The organism is Gottfriedia acidiceleris, from assembly GCF_023115465.1.
In the GTDB taxonomy this organism is placed as follows: Bacteria; Bacillota; Bacilli; order Bacillales; family Bacillaceae_G; genus Gottfriedia; species Gottfriedia acidiceleris_B.
The window spans coordinates 4,218,069-4,235,768 of sequence record NZ_CP096034.1 but is presented as its reverse complement, the minus strand read 5'-3'; the positions used below and the strand labels follow the sequence as shown (position 1 = coordinate 4,235,768).

The 17,700-nt window shown below is 33.6% G+C and carries 8 protein-coding genes and 1 pseudogene; 6 read left to right on the top strand and 3 right to left on the bottom strand.

Features of this window, described 5'->3' with window-relative positions; translation table 11 throughout:
• Positions 1-519 precede the first annotated feature (519 nt).
• On the top strand, positions 520-8,025 hold the full coding sequence (locus MY490_RS19985) for an Ig-like domain-containing protein (protein ID WP_248267216.1): 7,506 nt from the start codon (positions 520-522) through the stop codon (positions 8,023-8,025).
• 184 nt (positions 8,026-8,209) lie between these two features.
• Here the strand turns inward: MY490_RS19985 and MY490_RS19980 are convergent, their stop codons facing one another.
• Together MY490_RS19980 and MY490_RS19975 are read right to left on the bottom strand one after the other, a co-directional pair.
• On the bottom strand, positions 8,210-9,430 hold the full coding sequence (locus tag MY490_RS19980; protein WP_248267215.1) for a helix-turn-helix domain-containing protein: 1,221 nt from the start codon (positions 9,428-9,430) through the stop codon (positions 8,210-8,212).
• Positions 9,431-9,764: 334 nt separating this feature from the next.
• On the bottom strand, positions 9,765-10,355 hold the full coding sequence (locus MY490_RS19975; protein WP_248267214.1) for a TetR/AcrR family transcriptional regulator: 591 nt from the start codon (positions 10,353-10,355) through the stop codon (positions 9,765-9,767).
• 273 nt (positions 10,356-10,628) lie between these two features.
• Between MY490_RS19975 and MY490_RS19970 the strand changes: the two genes are divergently transcribed.
• The 3 genes and pseudogenes from MY490_RS19970 (at position 10,629) to MY490_RS22390 (ending at position 12,918) form a co-directional block, all read left to right on the top strand.
• The gene (locus MY490_RS19970; protein ID WP_432707097.1) at positions 10,629-12,071 is read left to right on the top strand and encodes a DHA2 family efflux MFS transporter permease subunit; all 1,443 of its coding nucleotides are present in this window, start codon (positions 10,629-10,631) and stop codon (positions 12,069-12,071) included.
• A gap of 104 nt (positions 12,072-12,175) precedes the next feature.
• Positions 12,176-12,322: pseudogene (locus MY490_RS19965) on the top strand (SDR family oxidoreductase); the annotation flags it as partial.
• A gap of 284 nt (positions 12,323-12,606) precedes the next feature.
• Positions 12,607-12,918, top strand: coding sequence for a VanZ family protein (locus MY490_RS22390; protein WP_432707096.1), 312 nt, complete (start codon positions 12,607-12,609; stop codon positions 12,916-12,918).
• 127 nt (positions 12,919-13,045) lie between these two features.
• Here MY490_RS22390 and MY490_RS19960 read toward each other — a convergent pair whose 3' ends face one another.
• Positions 13,046-14,473 carry an alanine/glycine:cation symporter family protein gene (locus MY490_RS19960; protein WP_248267212.1) on the bottom strand — a complete coding sequence of 476 codons (1,428 nt, stop codon included), beginning with the start codon at positions 14,471-14,473 and terminating at the stop codon, positions 13,046-13,048.
• 288 nt (positions 14,474-14,761) lie between these two features.
• Here MY490_RS19960 and MY490_RS19955 point away from each other — a divergent pair, with 288 nt between their 5' ends.
• Together MY490_RS19955 and MY490_RS19950 are read left to right on the top strand one after the other, a co-directional pair.
• Positions 14,762-15,352: a TetR/AcrR family transcriptional regulator gene (locus tag MY490_RS19955; protein ID WP_248267211.1), complete on the top strand. Its 591-nt coding sequence runs from the start codon at positions 14,762-14,764 to the stop codon at positions 15,350-15,352.
• Between the two features lie 139 nt (positions 15,353-15,491).
• Entirely contained in the window at positions 15,492-17,672 is a 2,181-nt protein-coding gene (locus MY490_RS19950; RefSeq protein WP_248267210.1) for a YhgE/Pip domain-containing protein, read from the top strand.
• The last annotated feature ends 28 nt before the right edge of the window (positions 17,673-17,700 follow it).

Here is a 17,700-nt window from a genome sequence, read left to right as displayed (position 1 = left end):
TTGAAAAGTAAGCAGGTAAAACGATTAGTATAACTTTTTTCATATACAAACTTTCCCTTAAAAATAATAAAAGACAAGAATACAATTTTAGTATTCTTGTCTTATTTTTTTATATTAATAAAAACCTAATAGTATTAAAGTACGATAAAATTTTTGATAACAATCATTGGCAACTTGAATCCGCAAATCAATTTTTTAAAAAAATTGTTCAAATTCCCCCAAATTAGCACAAAATGAATTCTTTTTTTTAAATTAACAATTTTTTGCTTAATAAGAGCTTTTTTTACAAAATCTTATAAAATTTTATTGAATTTAAGAAAATTATTATATTTTTTAGTTGAATTATGTCGTTTTTTGCAGTTAATATACGAAAAAAATATAGTCAAAAGTGCCCAATTCCCCCAATGTACGATTTGATAATCGTCGAGTAATATTTATTTATATTTAAGTGTTTAGAAAATTTTCAATACTTAAATTACTAAAAATAGAAAAGCAATTTGCTTATCAGGGGGGAAACAAATGAATATCAAGAAAAGATGGATTAAAGGCGTATCATCTTTATCACTTTTCGGACTGATTATGTCAAACATGTCATATGTAAAAGCCGAAGATCTAGCACAACAATTACCGGTAATAACAGATGACAAAGATCCCAATCAAGGTATTTTAGTAACGAATAGTGAGAACAATCTAAATACACTGAACTTGACGGAAGACATGATCACGGCTCTTAAAGAAAAAGGTAAAAAAGCAATTGACGCTGAACATGCAAAAGCTCAGAAAGACTTATTTAAAAATAAGGAAACACTGGATGTTGATACACATAAACCAGATGATTTAGTATCAGTAATCGTTCAGTTAAAAGGTCAAACAGCTTCTGAGATGACAAGTGGTATTGGTGTCAGCCAAATGTCTTTAAGTACTGCAACAAGTTTAGTACAAAAAGATATTCAATCAACAAAGAATGAAATTATGAGCTCATTATCAATTAGTAAAGTAAAGAGTGATAATGGTCTTAATTTTAAACAAGAATATACAAATGTTTTTAAAGGTTTTAGTATTGATAATATTAAGTACGGTGATATCGATACAATTAAATCATTGTCAAATGTTAAAGCAGTTACTTTACAAAATAAATACTATCCAGCAGTTAATCAACAACATGATTTAACAGGCATTAAAAATGTTTGGAACGGTTCAGCAGTTGGACAACCTTCTGGATATAAAGGAGAAGGAATGGTCGTTGCAATTGTTGACACAGGTGTTGACTATACCCATGAAGCATTCCCTGATCCAAAAGATATGAGTAAAGCTCGAATTAAAACTGGCAAATTTAAACGTGATGATGGAACAATTTCACATAAGGTTGTTGATGGATACGACTGGGCGGATCAAGATAGTGATGTAATCCCACACGTAGAGCTACCGGATAGTAATACAAGCTCACATGGTGTGCACGTTGCAGGTATTGCAGCAGGTTCTGGACCAGTCATTCAAGGAGTTGCACCGGAAGCACAAATTATCGCAGAAAAAGTATTTTCCGATTACGCACCAGGTGCATTTACTGAAGATATTATTAAAGGTATTGACCATGCAGCGTCATTAGGTGCAGATGTAATTAACATGAGCCTTGGTTCATCTTCCTCATTTGACACAAGGGACCCTAATGATCCAATGGGAATTGCCATTCGAAATGCTACTGATGAAGGCCATGTTGTTGTAGTAGCAGCAGGAAATGCATCAAATGCATATGCAGATCGTGTAGGTGGAATGGGTCAATCGATTAAGATTGGTCAAACACCTGATTTAAATAAAATCGGGAATCCTGGAGTATATCCAGATTCATTTACAGTTGCAGCAGCTAACAATATCGTATCGAATCATAAGTATACATTTACATCAAATGATGCTCTAACTTCTGGTGGAACAGTAGGCTCATTTACTGGAGATGGTCTTGATGATTGGCACTGGAACAACGACACAAGTAAGGAATATAAGTTAGTTTCATTAGGTAAAAATACAGATGGATCGCCTAAAATTGGACAACCATCTGATTTTAGTGGATTAGACGTAACAGGTAAGATTGTTTTAATTCAACGCGGTACGATTAACATAACTGACAAAGTAGTCAATGCTCAAAAAGCAGGAGCTGCAGGTGTCATTATTTACAATGCACCAGGTAAAGCGCCATTAGATAATCCAGTTGGTTTTGGATTAATTCCGTATACATTTATTAGTAATGATGCTGGAGTTAAACTAGAAGATGCATATTCTAAGCTAAACACCGTTATTGGACCTGGACCTGGACCTGGTGTTGGCGGACTTGCGGTTGTTGCGCCAAAGCCTCTTACGCTTAAAATTACAAATGAAAAATTAGGCTCAGCGTTTAGTGAGTCAAATCCAGGTGAGCCAACTGACTTTACGTCTTGGGGTACAACAAGTGATTTATTATTAAAACCAGAAATCATGGCACCTGGGCATGCAATTTATTCATCTGTTCGTGTAACAGCAGATAAACACGATACGTATGAAAACGAAGATGGTACGTCAATGGCAGCTCCATATGTAACGGGAGCGGTTGCAGATGTGATGCAAGGGTTAATTGCAAAAGGGTTCCAACCAGGAACAAGAGCATTTGCACAATTAACAAAAAATCTAATTATGAACACAGCAATTCCAGCAAAAAGAGACTATATAAACGATAACAATCCAGCAGATCGTCAAGATTACATGACAGAATACCAACCAAGAAGACAAGGTGCTGGTATGATTCGACCTGATTTAGCACTGAAATCACCGGTTGTGGTAACAAATAAAGATGGTACAGGAAGTGTCAGCTTAAGAGAGATTGGCGGCACGACTACTTTTACGATTACTGCACAAAATCTTACTGATAAAGCAGTAACGTACAAATTGAATGGTACTGTCATGACAGATGTCTTAAAAGATAGTAAAAAAGCGAATTCGGATAATATTCGTAGTCGTTATTTAGATGATGCAAAATTAACGTTTGATCAAAATGAAATTACAATACCAGCAAATACAGTTAAACGAGTTAACGTAACAGTATCACTTGCGGATACAACTACTAAAAATACGTTTATTGAAGGGTATGTCTATTTAACGCCAACTGATCAAGCTCTTCCGACATTAAATGTTCCATACAACGGATTTTATGGTAAATGGGATGAACCAAATGTGATCGATACAAAAGATACAAATGTTTGGACAGCATCTACAACGGGAACTCAACTGGCACTCCAAACACCAGCAGGCATTTTTGGATATGAAACATTATTTGGTCCACCAAGAACTCCTGGACAACTAGCTCTAGGCGATAAATATTATGTAGTTAACGATAATCTGCTACCGATACCTATCGTTGCTTTACTTCGAAATGCACGTAATTTAAAAGTGGATGTTGTAGATAAAGATCATAATCTTATCACACATTTAGCAAATAATGACTGGGTTAAAAAGACGGATCCATATTCTGGAGGAAATCCTGGACAACCGGCTTCGGAAGTATGGCCATTTTGGAATGAAGCTGTAGAAGTTCCAGATGGACAATATTATTTCGCGCTAACTGCAACAGCTGATGCGCTGAATGCAAAACCGCAAAAAACAGTTTACATCCCAATGTATAAAGATACAACTGCTCCAAAAATGAATGTAATACGTTCAGCAGATTATGATGAAAAAACACATCCGGAAACAACGGATTCAAATAGCTATACTGTACGTTGGAAAATGGATGATGGCGATGCAGGAAATGTTGATGGTAATGTATTCATGGCCTTAAACGGTTCAGAGCAAGATGGCTATCAACAAAATGTAAAACAAAGTGCAGATGGAACATATGAATTAACAGTAAACGGTTTAGTAGAAGGATTAAACGTAATTCATGTTGCACCGGTGGATAAAATCGGTAATATGGGTGACGCTCATACAATTATTGTGAGAAAAACAAGTAAGCATGTATGGATTGATACAACATCAGCAACTTTAAATGACAATATTCCGAGTATGAAATGGGAAGCAAACGTTAAACCGGGTGACAGCTATAGTTTAGGTTTCAAAGCTGTAGGAGCTACAGACAGTGTTAAAAAGATCCAAGCAGTCATCTTAAAGAATTATTATGATAATAGTACGATTGTTGGGGACCCAATTGATATTGACATGGCGCAAAGTGTTACACAAACGCCATACTTCAGCAATTATAGTGAATATTCAATTAAAGGAAATGTTACAATTCCATCGACATTACCTAAAGGAGCTTATGCAGTTAAGTTTTTACTAATGGCAGAAGGCGAAAAATGGAATGATCCAGGTGTACCAGCGATCGGAATTGAGACATATGTTGATACTGATGCTCCTACAATTACTTCATTGAATACTACTTCAATGAGAGCGGTTGTGAAAAACGATGGTGATCCTGTAGCGCTAATGCTAAATGCTTCTGTGAAAGATGCAGTTTCGAATTCGAGAGGGTATAAAGTAGAGTATTCTGTTGATGGCGGTGCTCCAAAATCAATGGGAGCGTATTCAACTTATAGTACAACATCGACTCAAACGTTTAGATATCCAGTTGTATTACCAAATGCAAGTGGTCAACATGATATTAAAATTATTGCGACAGACACGTTAGGAAATAAAAGCGAATATCCATTAACAGTAAATGTTGCAGCGACTAAAGTTACTGTAAATTACACGCTAAATGGACAAAGTAAGACACAAGACATCGCGATTCAAAAGATTGCTAGTTCAAATATAGCTCCAACTATTACATTAGTAGATAGTTTCAGCTCTAAATCAAAAATTTATGATTCTAATTATGTGTTCAATACTGAAGGTAATGACCCATCGTTAATGGGCTATATTCAAACACCAAACGGTAATCTGAATAGTACCGATACTGCACTTGCTCCTATTTTAATAGGTGGTAATTCGCAAAATAGAGCACAAGTGTTTTATACAAAGACGGGAATCCCGAGTTGGAATATACCAGCTGATAGTTATACTTTCTCAGGACTAGCAACAGGATACAATGATATTGGAGCATATCCTCAAGGAGATAGTGATATCCCAGTTACGATGGTCGATTGCTTAGGTAATGAAACACCTATTAAAGTAAAGCTACACAAAAATGCATATATTCCAAAGGTTAAGCTTAATGATGCGATTATTGACAACAATAACAATCAAACGGCAACATTCTTCACGTATGATTCAAACTTTACGGTAAAAGGAACAATTACTGGTGTTCAAGATCGTTTCTTTGCTACTTGGACTGATTGGCAGCGTGTAGGAAATGGGTTTAATGCTAACAAAAATTTATTTGATCCTACTTCAGACTGGGGTAAATCACCAACTACTTCTGCTGGTGAAATCTATCCAGGGTACGAAAATGATCCAGGAGTAAAATCTTTTAGCTTTAATACAGGTGAACTAAAACCTGGACCTAACTATTTTGAAATTGATGGTGGCAGTATCGTTGGAAGCAATCCAGCTAAAACTTTAGGAGGTACTCATCCACTTGTTAAAAACGTGGTAGTGTATCGTCTTGGTACGGCAGAAGGAGCAGATTTACCATTAGCAACAATTGCAGCTAATGCCTTAACATGGGATAAAATCAATGGAGAAAACAAGGATCAATCATTAATCTTAACGAATTTAGCATTACCTAATTATGATGATGCAAATCATGCGGTAATTAGCTGGAGTAGTAGTAATCCAGCAGTAATCAAAAATGATGGAACTGTTATTAGACCAACAGAAGATACTAATGTAACATTGACTGCAACAGTATTAGTTGGTGGTGCAAGTATTGTAAAAACATTTAACGTAACAGTTGCCGCTAAAGAAGTTAATGATGAAATTGCAGCGAATGAAGATGCATCAAATATCACTTGGGATGTTATTCGCGGTGATAACACGGATTTAAACAATCTAACAGATGCACTTTCACTTCCAACATTCGGTTCAAATGGATCAAGAATCGTTTGGACATCAGATGATCAAAAGCATGTAACAAATAAAGGAAACGTTTATAAACCATTATTTGATGAAGATGATGCACATGTACAACTAGTAGCAAAAATTACAAGAAACACATCTACAGTGTATAAAACGTTTAATGTAACAGTCTTAAAAGATACAGATAATAAAGAAAGAACAATTGTATTAAGAGCATATCATGAAGTTCAAGTTGGAGATTTACTTGGTGAAAATAAGGTAGTAACTGATATTACGAAAGACTTAAATTTACCAACAACTTATGGTAATGATGGAGTAACAATCACATGGCAATCTAGTGACCCAGGCGTAATAGCTCCTGATGGAAAAGTGACTAGACCAGCAAAGAATACAGATGTTACTTTAACTGCGATTTACCGTTTAGGTAACGCTTCTATAGCAAACCAATTTGGTTTCGTGGTAAGAAGTGAGAATTCGGACAATTCAGCAATTGTACAAGCAGCAAAAGCTTCACTTGTATGGAATCTAATCAAGAAAGAAAATACAGATTCAAATGCTGTTACAACAAATCTAAACTTACCTACAAACGGTAGCCAAGATACAACGATTACATGGTCTTCAAGTGAGCCACCAGTAATTAAAGAGGATGGAACAGTAACTCGTCCTACTTACGAAGCTGGAGACAAGACAGTCACTTTAACGGCGACGATTTCAAAAGGTAGCGACAAAACAACAAAAGAATTTACGATTAACGTATTAAAACAAGAAGATCATACAGCTCCTACATCAATTGTAATTGATCCAATTGGAGACAATGACGAAGTGTTAACTGGTAAAACAGAAGCAAATGCAACTGTCATTGTTAAAATTGGTAATGAGGAAATTGGAACAGGAAAGGCAGATTCAAACGGATCATATCAAATTCAAGTAGGTAAACAAAAAGCTGGTACAGTTCTTTCAGTTACTGCTAAGGATTTAGCAGGAAACGAAAGTAATGCTTTCAATACAACTGTATTAGACAAAACAGCACCAAGCTTGGTTGTTAATCCGATTGGAGATAATGACGTAGCATTAACTGGTAAAACAGAAGCAAATGCAACAATCATTGTAAAAGTTGGGAATAATGTAATTGGAACAGGAAAGGCAGATTCAAACGGATCATATCAAATTCAAGTAGGTAAACAAAAAGCTGGTACAGTTCTTTCAGTTTTTGCTAAAGATTCAGCAGGAAATGAGAGTAATGGTTTCGATACAATTGTATTAGACAAAACAGCACCTAGCGTTCCGGTTATTAACCCAATTGGAGATAATGACGTAGCATTAACTGGTAAAACAGAAGCAAATGCGACTATTACGGTCAAAATTGGAAATAATGTAATCGGCTCAGGAAAGGCTGATTCGAACGGGAATTATCAAATTCAAGTAGGTAAACTAATAGCAGGCACGATTCTAACTGTAACTGCAAAAGATCAAGCAGGAAACGAGAGCGGGGCTTCTAATACAATCGTACTAGACAAAACAGCACCTACTTCGCCAGTTATTAACCCGATTGATGATAATGACGTAACTTTAACAGGTAAGACAGAAGCAAATGCAACAATTACTGTTAAAATTGGAAGTAACGTAATCGGTTCAGGAAAAGCAGATTCAAACGGAGCATTTAAAGTTACAATAAGTAAACAAAAAGCAGGTACAGTTCTATCTGTAACAGCTAAAGATCAAGCAGGAAACGAAAGTGTTGCTTCAAATATTACTGTAAGTAAACCAAAAGTAACAATAGATCGCACTGCTCCAAAGGCACCAGCTATTACTAGCGTATCTGTAAGCTCAAAAACAGGTATTCAAATAAATGGTAAAGCAGAAGCAAATGCGAAGATTGTTATTTCAATCGGATCTAAAGTTGAAGCGAATGTAAAAGTTTCAAGTAATGGAACATTTGCTGGAAAATTACCTAAACAAAAGGCAGGTAAAATCTCAATTTCATTACATGCGGTTGATAAAGCAGGTAATAAGAGTGGTAAGGTAGTACGTCAAGTAACTGTTAAGTAAAAATTACAAAAAGGGTGTTTAGAAAAAAGTATAAACACCCTTTTGTAAAATGAATTAGATCAACTTTTTTCAACATCTAAACTTTCCCTTAAAAATAGAAAAGACAAGAATACGAAAATTGTATTCTTGTCTTATTTTTTTATCTTATATATAAGTGTAATAATAAAAAGTCCTAAAAACGTTATTAAGAATTTACGATTAATTGTGCTATTTCCATTGCCTGCTCATTTAAATCCATTTTAGAATAATAGTTAAATAACTCCTTCTTAGAGCGCTCCACTAAAAATGAAAATCCACTTTTCATAAACATAGGTAACGCCCTGTTGTTTAAATAATGATAGTATTCCTTTTCTTTCGACTTTAAGAAATAAAGTAAAAGCTTAAATAAATGGATATATAAAGTGTAACTATGCTTTTTTGCTGTAGAAAGGCCGGTTTCTGCTTGTTGAATTAGTTCTTCCAAGTTACATGCAGCATCTTCAAAAGAACTTCGAATATAGCCTTCTAAAGATAACAAATATGATGAACATTCTGAATCTTTAAGATGCATAGATTGCTTATAGTAATTACTAGCTTCTTTATAATTTTTACCTCTGTAATATTCATATGCTAAATTATGCAAAGCCTTTGCTTTTCGATCAGGTGAATTACATAACTCACAGCTTCTAATCAAATTTTTAAACCGAATAATAATCTCTTCATCCAAAGTCTCACCTTGTACTTGAATAATCATTAACATTTCGGCGTCAATCACTCGAAGATAGTTATTGATTTGTTTAAAAAATTGATGAGATTTTTCAGCATAATAATAGGTTAATACAGGGGCCTTTAATGTATGATAAGCAACTGCTAAATGGTAATAATATTCAGGGTTTTTATAATTAGTATGATCGATGGACTTTAGAATTTGGATTACTTTAACATATTCTTGTTTTGCTAAATAATAAATTCCTAAAATATGCTTTAATAAGTTGCTTTCATATTGTGCTAACTTGGCTTCTTTTTTTTGAATCTTTTTGATGATTTTATAAGCTTCATTGATCTTATTATGAGTTAGAAAATATTTAGCTCTTAGTAACTGATACATGTCGTGGTACTCTGAAATTTGAATTAATTCTTCCATTTCAAATTCATAATTTATTTGATCCATCTCTTCAAATAATTGCATGATGATTACATCGTGCCAATGAAGTAGACGCTGTTTGATATTCATAAAATTAGCTACTTCTAATTCCATATTAATGCCTAGTCTTTTAGATAATAAATTAACAATTTCAGGAGCGTACTTTGTCTGTGCACACTCTATTTTACTTATATGGGTAACGGAGCAAATATCTTTTCCAAGCTGTTCTTGCGTTAGTTTGTACTTTTCTCTATAAAACTTGATGATTTTTCCTTCATACATAACTAATTCCACCTCCCATTCAGGTTTTCAAATATAGTAGTTAATACTAAAATTCTACATTTATCAACAAAAATAGTATATTTAGAAAACTGGTATAGGCTATGAAGTATTACTTAAAGATCTATTAAGGAAAAATAAAATTTGAATAAGATTATTGAGAAATTATGGATAATTGCTCATTCGTTTTTCAGTAATAGCACTGAGTGTTTTTGGATAAAATTGTATGTCTAATCGGACAATTTGAATGAATCATTAAAAACTGTAGGCAATACGTACAGACAGATTTTAATGATTTTTTTTATATTACAATCAAATCTAAAATTAACTAAATGAACTACTGCAATCTGTTACCAATTCTGAAGAGTAGTGATAATTGCTTAGCAAGAAAATGAGGTGTATAAGGCATGTCATTTCTTAACCAAGATACAATCGTACCGATTAGAGCGGAAGAACCGTACCAGATAATAATATCCCTTTGAATAGCCATCTGAACGTGCAAGGAATCGATTTCTCTTCGTATTGTTATTGTTTCAGTAATGATATTTAATAATTGCTGAGTAAAGATTGGTGTTTGAGTTGAAGCAAGAACAACTTTATAGAACTTAGCATTCTCAGCTATATGTTCAAGTAAGTTTAAGAGACTTAACGAATCGATTTCTTCTATTGATTTATGGTTGATTTCTGATCTCCTTAAAATTTGCTCGATTTCCTCACCCATTTCCTGAGCCATTTTTTCCAACATATCCTGAATGTCACGATAATGCAGATAAAATGTTACTCGATTAACGGTTGCTCGTTCAGCTATGCGGTTAACGGTTATTTTGCTCATTTCCATTTCCTCAAGCAAATCGATAAAAGCGTCCTTAATTAATTGGCGTGTACGAGTAATTCGAGGATCCACTCGTTTTTTTGTACCTTCTTTCAATTTAAATCACCTTTCTCAATAAAATTTACAATTATTTCAGATGTGTTTATTATGATCGAAATTAACTACAGAACCATAAAGAGTGATAACTACGATACATTTCTAGAAATATTGTCGGTTGTAAGAATTAACTAACTAATTATAATGTAATTTATATCATGTTAATTATTAAACACTTTGTAAATTATGTCCATGATAAAGAGAGAAAGGATTGATGGGGGATTGAGTAAAAATTCTGTAACAGATACAAATTCGCTAAAAAAAGGACCTATTATGTTTATTTTGATTTTAGGTGCTTTTCTTGCAACATTAAATCAAACGCTTATGAGTGTTGCCATTCCGGAGCTAATGGTTGATTTTCATATCAAGGCAGCAACAGCACAATGGTTAACGACAGGATATATGCTTGTAAATGGTGTATTAATACCGATTACTGCGTATTTAATGCAGCGATTTACAACACGCGAACTTTTTCAAGCTTCAATGGTTATCTTTTTAGCGGGAACGATTGTTTCTGCAATTGCGACAGATTTTCCAATTTTGTTAACTGGACGCTTGATTCAGGCAGCGGGTGCTGGAATTATTATGCCACTACTTACAAATGTTATTTTGACACTTTTCCCTCCAGAAAAACGTGGGGGAGCAATGGGGATGGTTGGGCTTGCGATTATTTTCGCACCAGCGATAGGTCCTACACTTGCAGGCTACGTTATGGAGAATTACAAATGGGAAACGATGTTTTACGGAATGATTCCATTTGCGGTTATTGTAATCGTACTAGGATTCATTTATTTACGTAACGTATCAGATCGAATCATCACTAAATTTGATACTCTTAGTGTTACTTTATCTACTATTGGATTTGGGGCATTACTTTATGGTTTCAGCCGTGCTGGAACATTAGGTTGGTCAGATTCAGAAGTAATTAGCACGGTTATTGCTGGGGTTGTTGCATTAGTGCTATTTGCATGGAGACAAATAATCTCAAATAATCCTTTACTTGATTTACGTGCATTCAAATTTAATGTGTTCTCATTAACGACAGTTATTAATATCGCAGTAACAATGGTTATGTATGCTGATATGATGCTACTTCCACTTTATCTACAGAATGCTCGTGGTTACACACCAGTAGAGTCTGGACTTCTTCTACTACCAGGTGCCCTGGTAATGGGCTTCCTGATGCCAGTTACCGGAAAGCTATTCGATCGTGTTGGTGCAAAGTGGTTAGCTATTATTGGAATGATCATTACGATTGCTACTACCCTTGGCTTTACAAACTTAACTGACTCAACTAGCTACACTTATCTAGTTCTTATGTCTACGGGACGCCGAATCGGTATGGCTTTAATGATGATGCCGATCCAGACAGCTGGTTTAAATCAATTGCCAAAAGAATTGAATGCACATGGTACTGCTATAACAAATACAATTCGTCAAGTTGCCGGAGCTGTTGGTACTTCACTTCTTGTTACAGTAATGACAGACCGTACTAAAACTCATATGTTGGATTTAATTCCTACAGCAGCTACAAAGGGCCTAACGCAAGCACAACTAATTAAAGAGGCTTCAATTCAAGGAATTAACGATGCTTATCTTGTAATTGTCGGAATTGGGATCATCGGCTTACTACTTTCCTTCTTTATAAAGAAAGGCAAACAAGTAGCTTCTGAAGAGACGACAACTCATTTAAAAAAGGTAACAGTAAAAGCCTAAGTACAATACAGACTAATTGATATGAGACTACAAACTAAAGTAGCAGTAGTAACTGTAGCTGGTTCAGGAATGGGGAAAGCTATTGCTGTTTTATATGCAAAATGGAACGTATTCAAGTAGGATTAGGAGTAAATCCACGTGTAGGAAAACCAGAAGAAATCGCAGCCATTGCACTATTTCTTGCTTCTTGTGAATCGAGCTTTGTTAACGGAACTGTTGTTACTGGGGATGCAGGTTGGACTGCTTTCTAAGATGGGGAATTTTATAATGAAAGAAGTAAGACCGTCTGATATTTTTCAGACGGTTTTTTTATTTTTTGAAATACCTTTTAGAATTTGAGTAGGGAGAGAGTTAGAAGTGAGGGACATACTCCTTCATTGTGACATAATTATGAAAAATATAGAAAGTACATAAAGTTTTCAGATTATTTCGGGTAATGGTCAAGCTTGAAATGATACATTAAAAATATATTAATATTTTATTAGTTTGGATTTTTTAATTGAAACTAATACTAGATTAATATACAAAAAAAACTATATTAGGGTATTTAGGCAGTAAAACTGCCTTTATTTATATCTTTTCGAATATCGTAGGGAATATTGTAATTTTTATTCCTCTAGGATGTATAGTTTATTATTACTTTTATAGAAAGATGAAAGTTTCTATTTGTATTTTAGTTTCAATATTATTAGTAATACTTATAGAATTTTTACAAAAAAAATATGTTGTAGGAAGTTTCGATATTGATGATATACTATTAAACTCACTTGGGATGTATTTAGGTATAAAAATATTAGAAGGAGGAGGTAACAAAATATCTAAAAACCTTCTTGAAAAATCAGATTAGGACAGTATATAAAATTAAGTGTGATGAACCAACTCCACCAATAATTCGTTGGTGGCTTTTTAGGGGAGAAGAGTTATAAAAAAAAACCCCTCATCTTAAAAGATGAAGGGTAGTTACTCAGAGTTTATTATCCAATCTGTTTCTTAGCGTCTTTTTCATCAACCCAAGCCTCTAACTGATCACGACCTGGTATGTTTTCGATTTTATCAGCAGAAAAAACAGGATCCAAGCCTTGTTTCTTTTGAGAAACATAATCTTTTAATAAAGCTTTTACAACTTTAGCTAAACGTGTAATTGCGTAAAGATTAACTAATACCATTAATCCCATGAAGATATCTGCTAAAGACCATATTAATTCAGCGCTATATAAAGCACCGAATAATACCATTCCAATTACAGCAAAACGGTATAGGTAAATGGATTTTTTCGAATGCTTCATGAAGCTAATATTTGATTCACCATAGTAATAGTTACCCATAATTGTACTTAATGCAAATAAGAATACTGAAATTGAAACGAATGTTGCAGCAAAATCACCTAGACTTACACGTAAAGATTCCTGTGTTAAAGGAATACCTGATAGTTCAGATGTTTTATAAACGCCTGAAACTAATACGATCATAGCTGTAGATGAACAGATGATAAATGTATCGACAATTACACCTAATGCTTGGATTAAACCTTGTTTTATAGGGTGAGTAACGTCAGCTGTTGCAGCTGCGTTTGGAGCTGAACCCATACCAGCTTCGTTTGAGAATAATCCACGACGAATTCCATGAAGAACTGCAGCACCCATGACACCGCCAAACATTTGTTTAAACGAAAAAATTCCTTCAGAGAAAATTGCACCAAATACATCTGGTAAAATATCGAAATTTGAAAACATTACCCATAAAGCTAAAATAATGTAGACACCAGCTTTAATTGGTACTAAAACAGTTGAGAATTTTGCAACTGAATGTACGCCACCAAAAATAATTAATGCCGTAATAATAGCAAGTACAATTGCAGTTGTTTTTGTATTAACGCCAAATTCATTATTAATCGAAGCAGCAATCGTGTTTGCTTGTACGGCGTTAAAAATAAGACCAAAAGATAAAGTAATTAAAATACTAAAAATAATACCAAGCTTTCGATTACCTAAAGCTTTTTCCATATAATAAGCAGGTCCACCACGCCATGAAGAACCATCTTTCACTTTATAAAGCTGAGCCAAAGTACTTTCTACAAACGCTGATGCTGAACCAATTAATGCCATTAACCACATCCAAAATACTGCACCTGGTCCACCTAATGCTACTGCTGTTGCAACACCGGCAATATTCCCCGTACCAATTCGAGCAGCCATTCCGATCATAAACGCTTGTAATGAAGAAACAGTCTTTTTGCTTTTGTCTCTGTTTCGACCATCACTTAATAATCGAATCATTTCAGGTAAGAATTTAAACTGAATAAATCCTAAATAGACTGTTAAAAATAGGCCGATTGCAACTAATAAAATAACAATTAATTTAGCCCATAGATAGTCGTTGAGTACTGTAATCAATTCTGTCATGAAATCCCTCTCCTTTGTAAGAATATTCGCAAAATTATTCGATAATTTTGACTACAAAGTGTAATAATAAATTATACTGCCGATTAAGGCAACATTTTTTTAATATTTGTCGTATAAAAAAGGAAATATTAAAAAAAGATTAAAAAAGTAAGTGTTCACTTACTTTTTGTTGACGAATACGAATTCGATGAATATACTAGAAAAGTGAATAAACACTTACTTTTTTTGTAGCATGCTAATACCTAAAATTTAATTCCTTTTTAACAAAGGTTTTTAAGGAGGTAAAAAGTGAATAAAGGAGAAAGAACAAAACATCTAATACTAGAAAAGTCTAAACATTTATTTGCGAAAAATGGTTATGATGGCACGACAATTAATCAAATTGCAAAAGAAAGTAAAATTTCCGAAGCAACGATTTATAAGTATTTTAAAAGCAAGCTGGATGTATTAATTACATGTGTAAAACCAGATATTCAAGACGTTTGGATGGAAGAGGATTTTAGTAAGCTTTCAATTGAAGAATTGCTTAGGTTATATGTTGAGAAAAGGATTAGATGGGTAGAAAAGAATCGAAATCAAATTGAAATCTTGATCAGTGAAACTTTACGACACCCTGAGTTATCAGAAATTTTCTTCCAACAGATCTATCGTAAAACACCAATTGAAGAAGAAATAGAATCAAGAATGCTTGCAAAAGAAACAAATTTCCATTTAGAAATTCCTATACTAAGTTTAAGTATGATTACGACGATTATATCAATTCTTAATCTACAAAAGAGTGTTCTGGATAATGATCCAATGCATATTACAGATGACGCTATAAATAAAATGGTGCAATTAATTTTATTTGGATTAATAGGAAATAAAAGTCCAGAATAAACATGAAAATGAGTTTAACGGGAGAATGGTTTAGTATTACCTTTTATTTTTTTATAAAAGGGAGTATTAAACTATTTAAATGCAATGGATTGACCATAATACACATTTGGTCAATTGGTCTAACAAGGGGAGTGAGAATGTGTTTAAACAAGAATGGAAAAATATTTTAAAGAAACCAATGACGATTGCTACAATCATTGCAATTGGTCTTGTACCAATGCTTTACTCATTAATTTTCTTATCAGCTTATTGGAATCCTTATAATAAAACAGAAAAACTATCTGTCGCAATTGTTAACAATGACAAGGGAACTGAGTTTAATGATAAAAAGCTTAATGTAGGGAAAGATTTTGTAGACGGATTGAAAGATAATAAATCATTCAAATGGAAAGTTACAAATAAAAAACAGGCAATGGAAGGATTAAACGATGAAAAATATTATTTAGTCATCGAATTACCTTCTAACTTCTCCAAAAATGCAGCTACGTTATTAGACGAAAAACCGCAGAAAATGAAATTAAATTATTACACGAATGCGGGTAAAAACTATGTAGGCGCACAAATTGGTACAAATGCAATGAAAGAAGTAAATGCTAATATCTCAAAAGAAATTACAGAACAATATGCTAAAACAGTATTTGATAATTTCAAGGATATTGGTGAAGGTATGACAAAAGCATCTGATGGTGCCGGTAAAATCAATGATGGTGCAGCAAAAATAACAGATGGAACAGATGTTTTAAATAAAAATTTAAAAAAATTAAATGACAGCATGATCACATTTGAAAATGGTAGTACGAAACTGAAAAGTGGAGCGACACAATTATCGGATGGTATTAAACAATCAAGTGATGGTGCAAATAAATTAAATACTGGTTTAAACGCTCTTCTAGAAGGAACTGGTACATTAAAAGCAGGTTCTAGTGATTTAAATAATGGACTATCGCAACTAGTAGATGGTGGCAATAAAATCGAAGCTGGTTCTTCTAAGCTAGAAGCTGGAAGTAACCAATTGAATGCAGGACTAAAACAATCTTATGCTGGCTCAAGCCAACTGCAAAAAAATGAAGCAGGATTTAATCAGAATCTAAGTACTACTAATGATGCTCTTAAATCAATCGTTAATGGATTGAAAGAGGGTTCATTAAGTAAAGAAGAATTACAGAAATTACAAGCAATTTCAAATAGCTTAGATCAACTATCAAAAGGAAGTAATCAAATTAAAAATGGTGTTGATCAAATTGCTGCAGCACAAGGTCAATTATATGAAGGTTCAAATAATCTACTTGCTGGACAAAAAGAATTAAATGCAAATTTAAGTTTATTTAATAGTAAATTGCAAGAAGCGTCTAATGGAGCAAATCAATTAGCTCAAGGAAGTAATGCTTTATACAATGGTACAAAGGAATTAAGTGAAGGAAGTTCATTACTTTCATTTGGCCTAGGTAAATTAAATACAGGTGGGGACCAATTAGTCCAAGGGATCAATCAATTAAATAATGGTTCTAAACAACTATCTGATGGAACGAATAAGTTATATAGTGGGTCTGGAGACTTATTGAAAGGAGCAACTGATTTAACAAAAGGAACAACTGAACTTCATAAATCCCTAAAAGATGGAGGAGATGAAGTTAATAAAGTTAAAACTAGTGATGCAACTGATAAATTCTTTGCAGAACCTACAGAGCTAGTTTCTCATAAATTAAATAATGTAAAAGAATATGGTGTAGGATTAACACCTTATATATTATCTATTGGACTTTTTGCAGGTGGGTTAATGTTCACTTCAGTTTATCCAATGAGAAAGAACTCTATTGCTCCGACTACTGGTTTAGCTTGGTTCTTTAGTAAATATAGTGTTCTTATTTTCGTGGGGATCATGCAATCAATCGTAGCAGATATGGTTTTAATTTACGGTATGGGTCTTGATGTTAAAAACGTGTGGTTATTCGTAGTGTTTACCATTATCACTAGCTTGACCTTCTATTCATTAATACAATTCTTAACTGTTACATTAGGAAATATAGGTCAATATTTAGTGTTTGTTATGATGTTATTACAAATTGGTGGAACTTCAGGTACTTTCCCAATTTCATTAACGCCAACATTTTTCCAAACCATTCATCCATATTTACCTATGACTTATGCAATAAAAGGATTCAGAGAATTAATCTCTAGTTCTGTTAGCAAAGGGTTTGTTTGGGATCAAGTCTACTATTTATGTGGATTTGCAGCGTTATTCATTATCTTAACAAATGTAACTTTTGCAGTTCGAGTTAAATTATCCAAGAAAAAACAATTAAGTGAAATCGAGGCTTAAAATAATAAAAGGATTGGAGTCTTATAAA

Bases quoted from the DNA above. Each gene is read 5' to 3' on its own strand.
- MY490_RS19960 (WP_248267212.1), bottom strand. From the start codon at position 14,473: ATGACAGAATTGATTACAGTACTCAACGACTATCTATGGGCTAAATTA.
- MY490_RS19980 (WP_248267215.1), bottom strand. From the start codon at position 9,430: ATGTATGAAGGAAAAATCATCAAGTTTTATAGAGAAAAGTACAAACTA.
- MY490_RS19985 (WP_248267216.1), top strand. From the start codon at position 520: ATGAATATCAAGAAAAGATGGATTAAAGGCGTATCATCTTTATCACTT.
- MY490_RS19970 (WP_432707097.1), top strand. From the start codon at position 10,629: ATGTTTATTTTGATTTTAGGTGCTTTTCTTGCAACATTAAATCAAACG.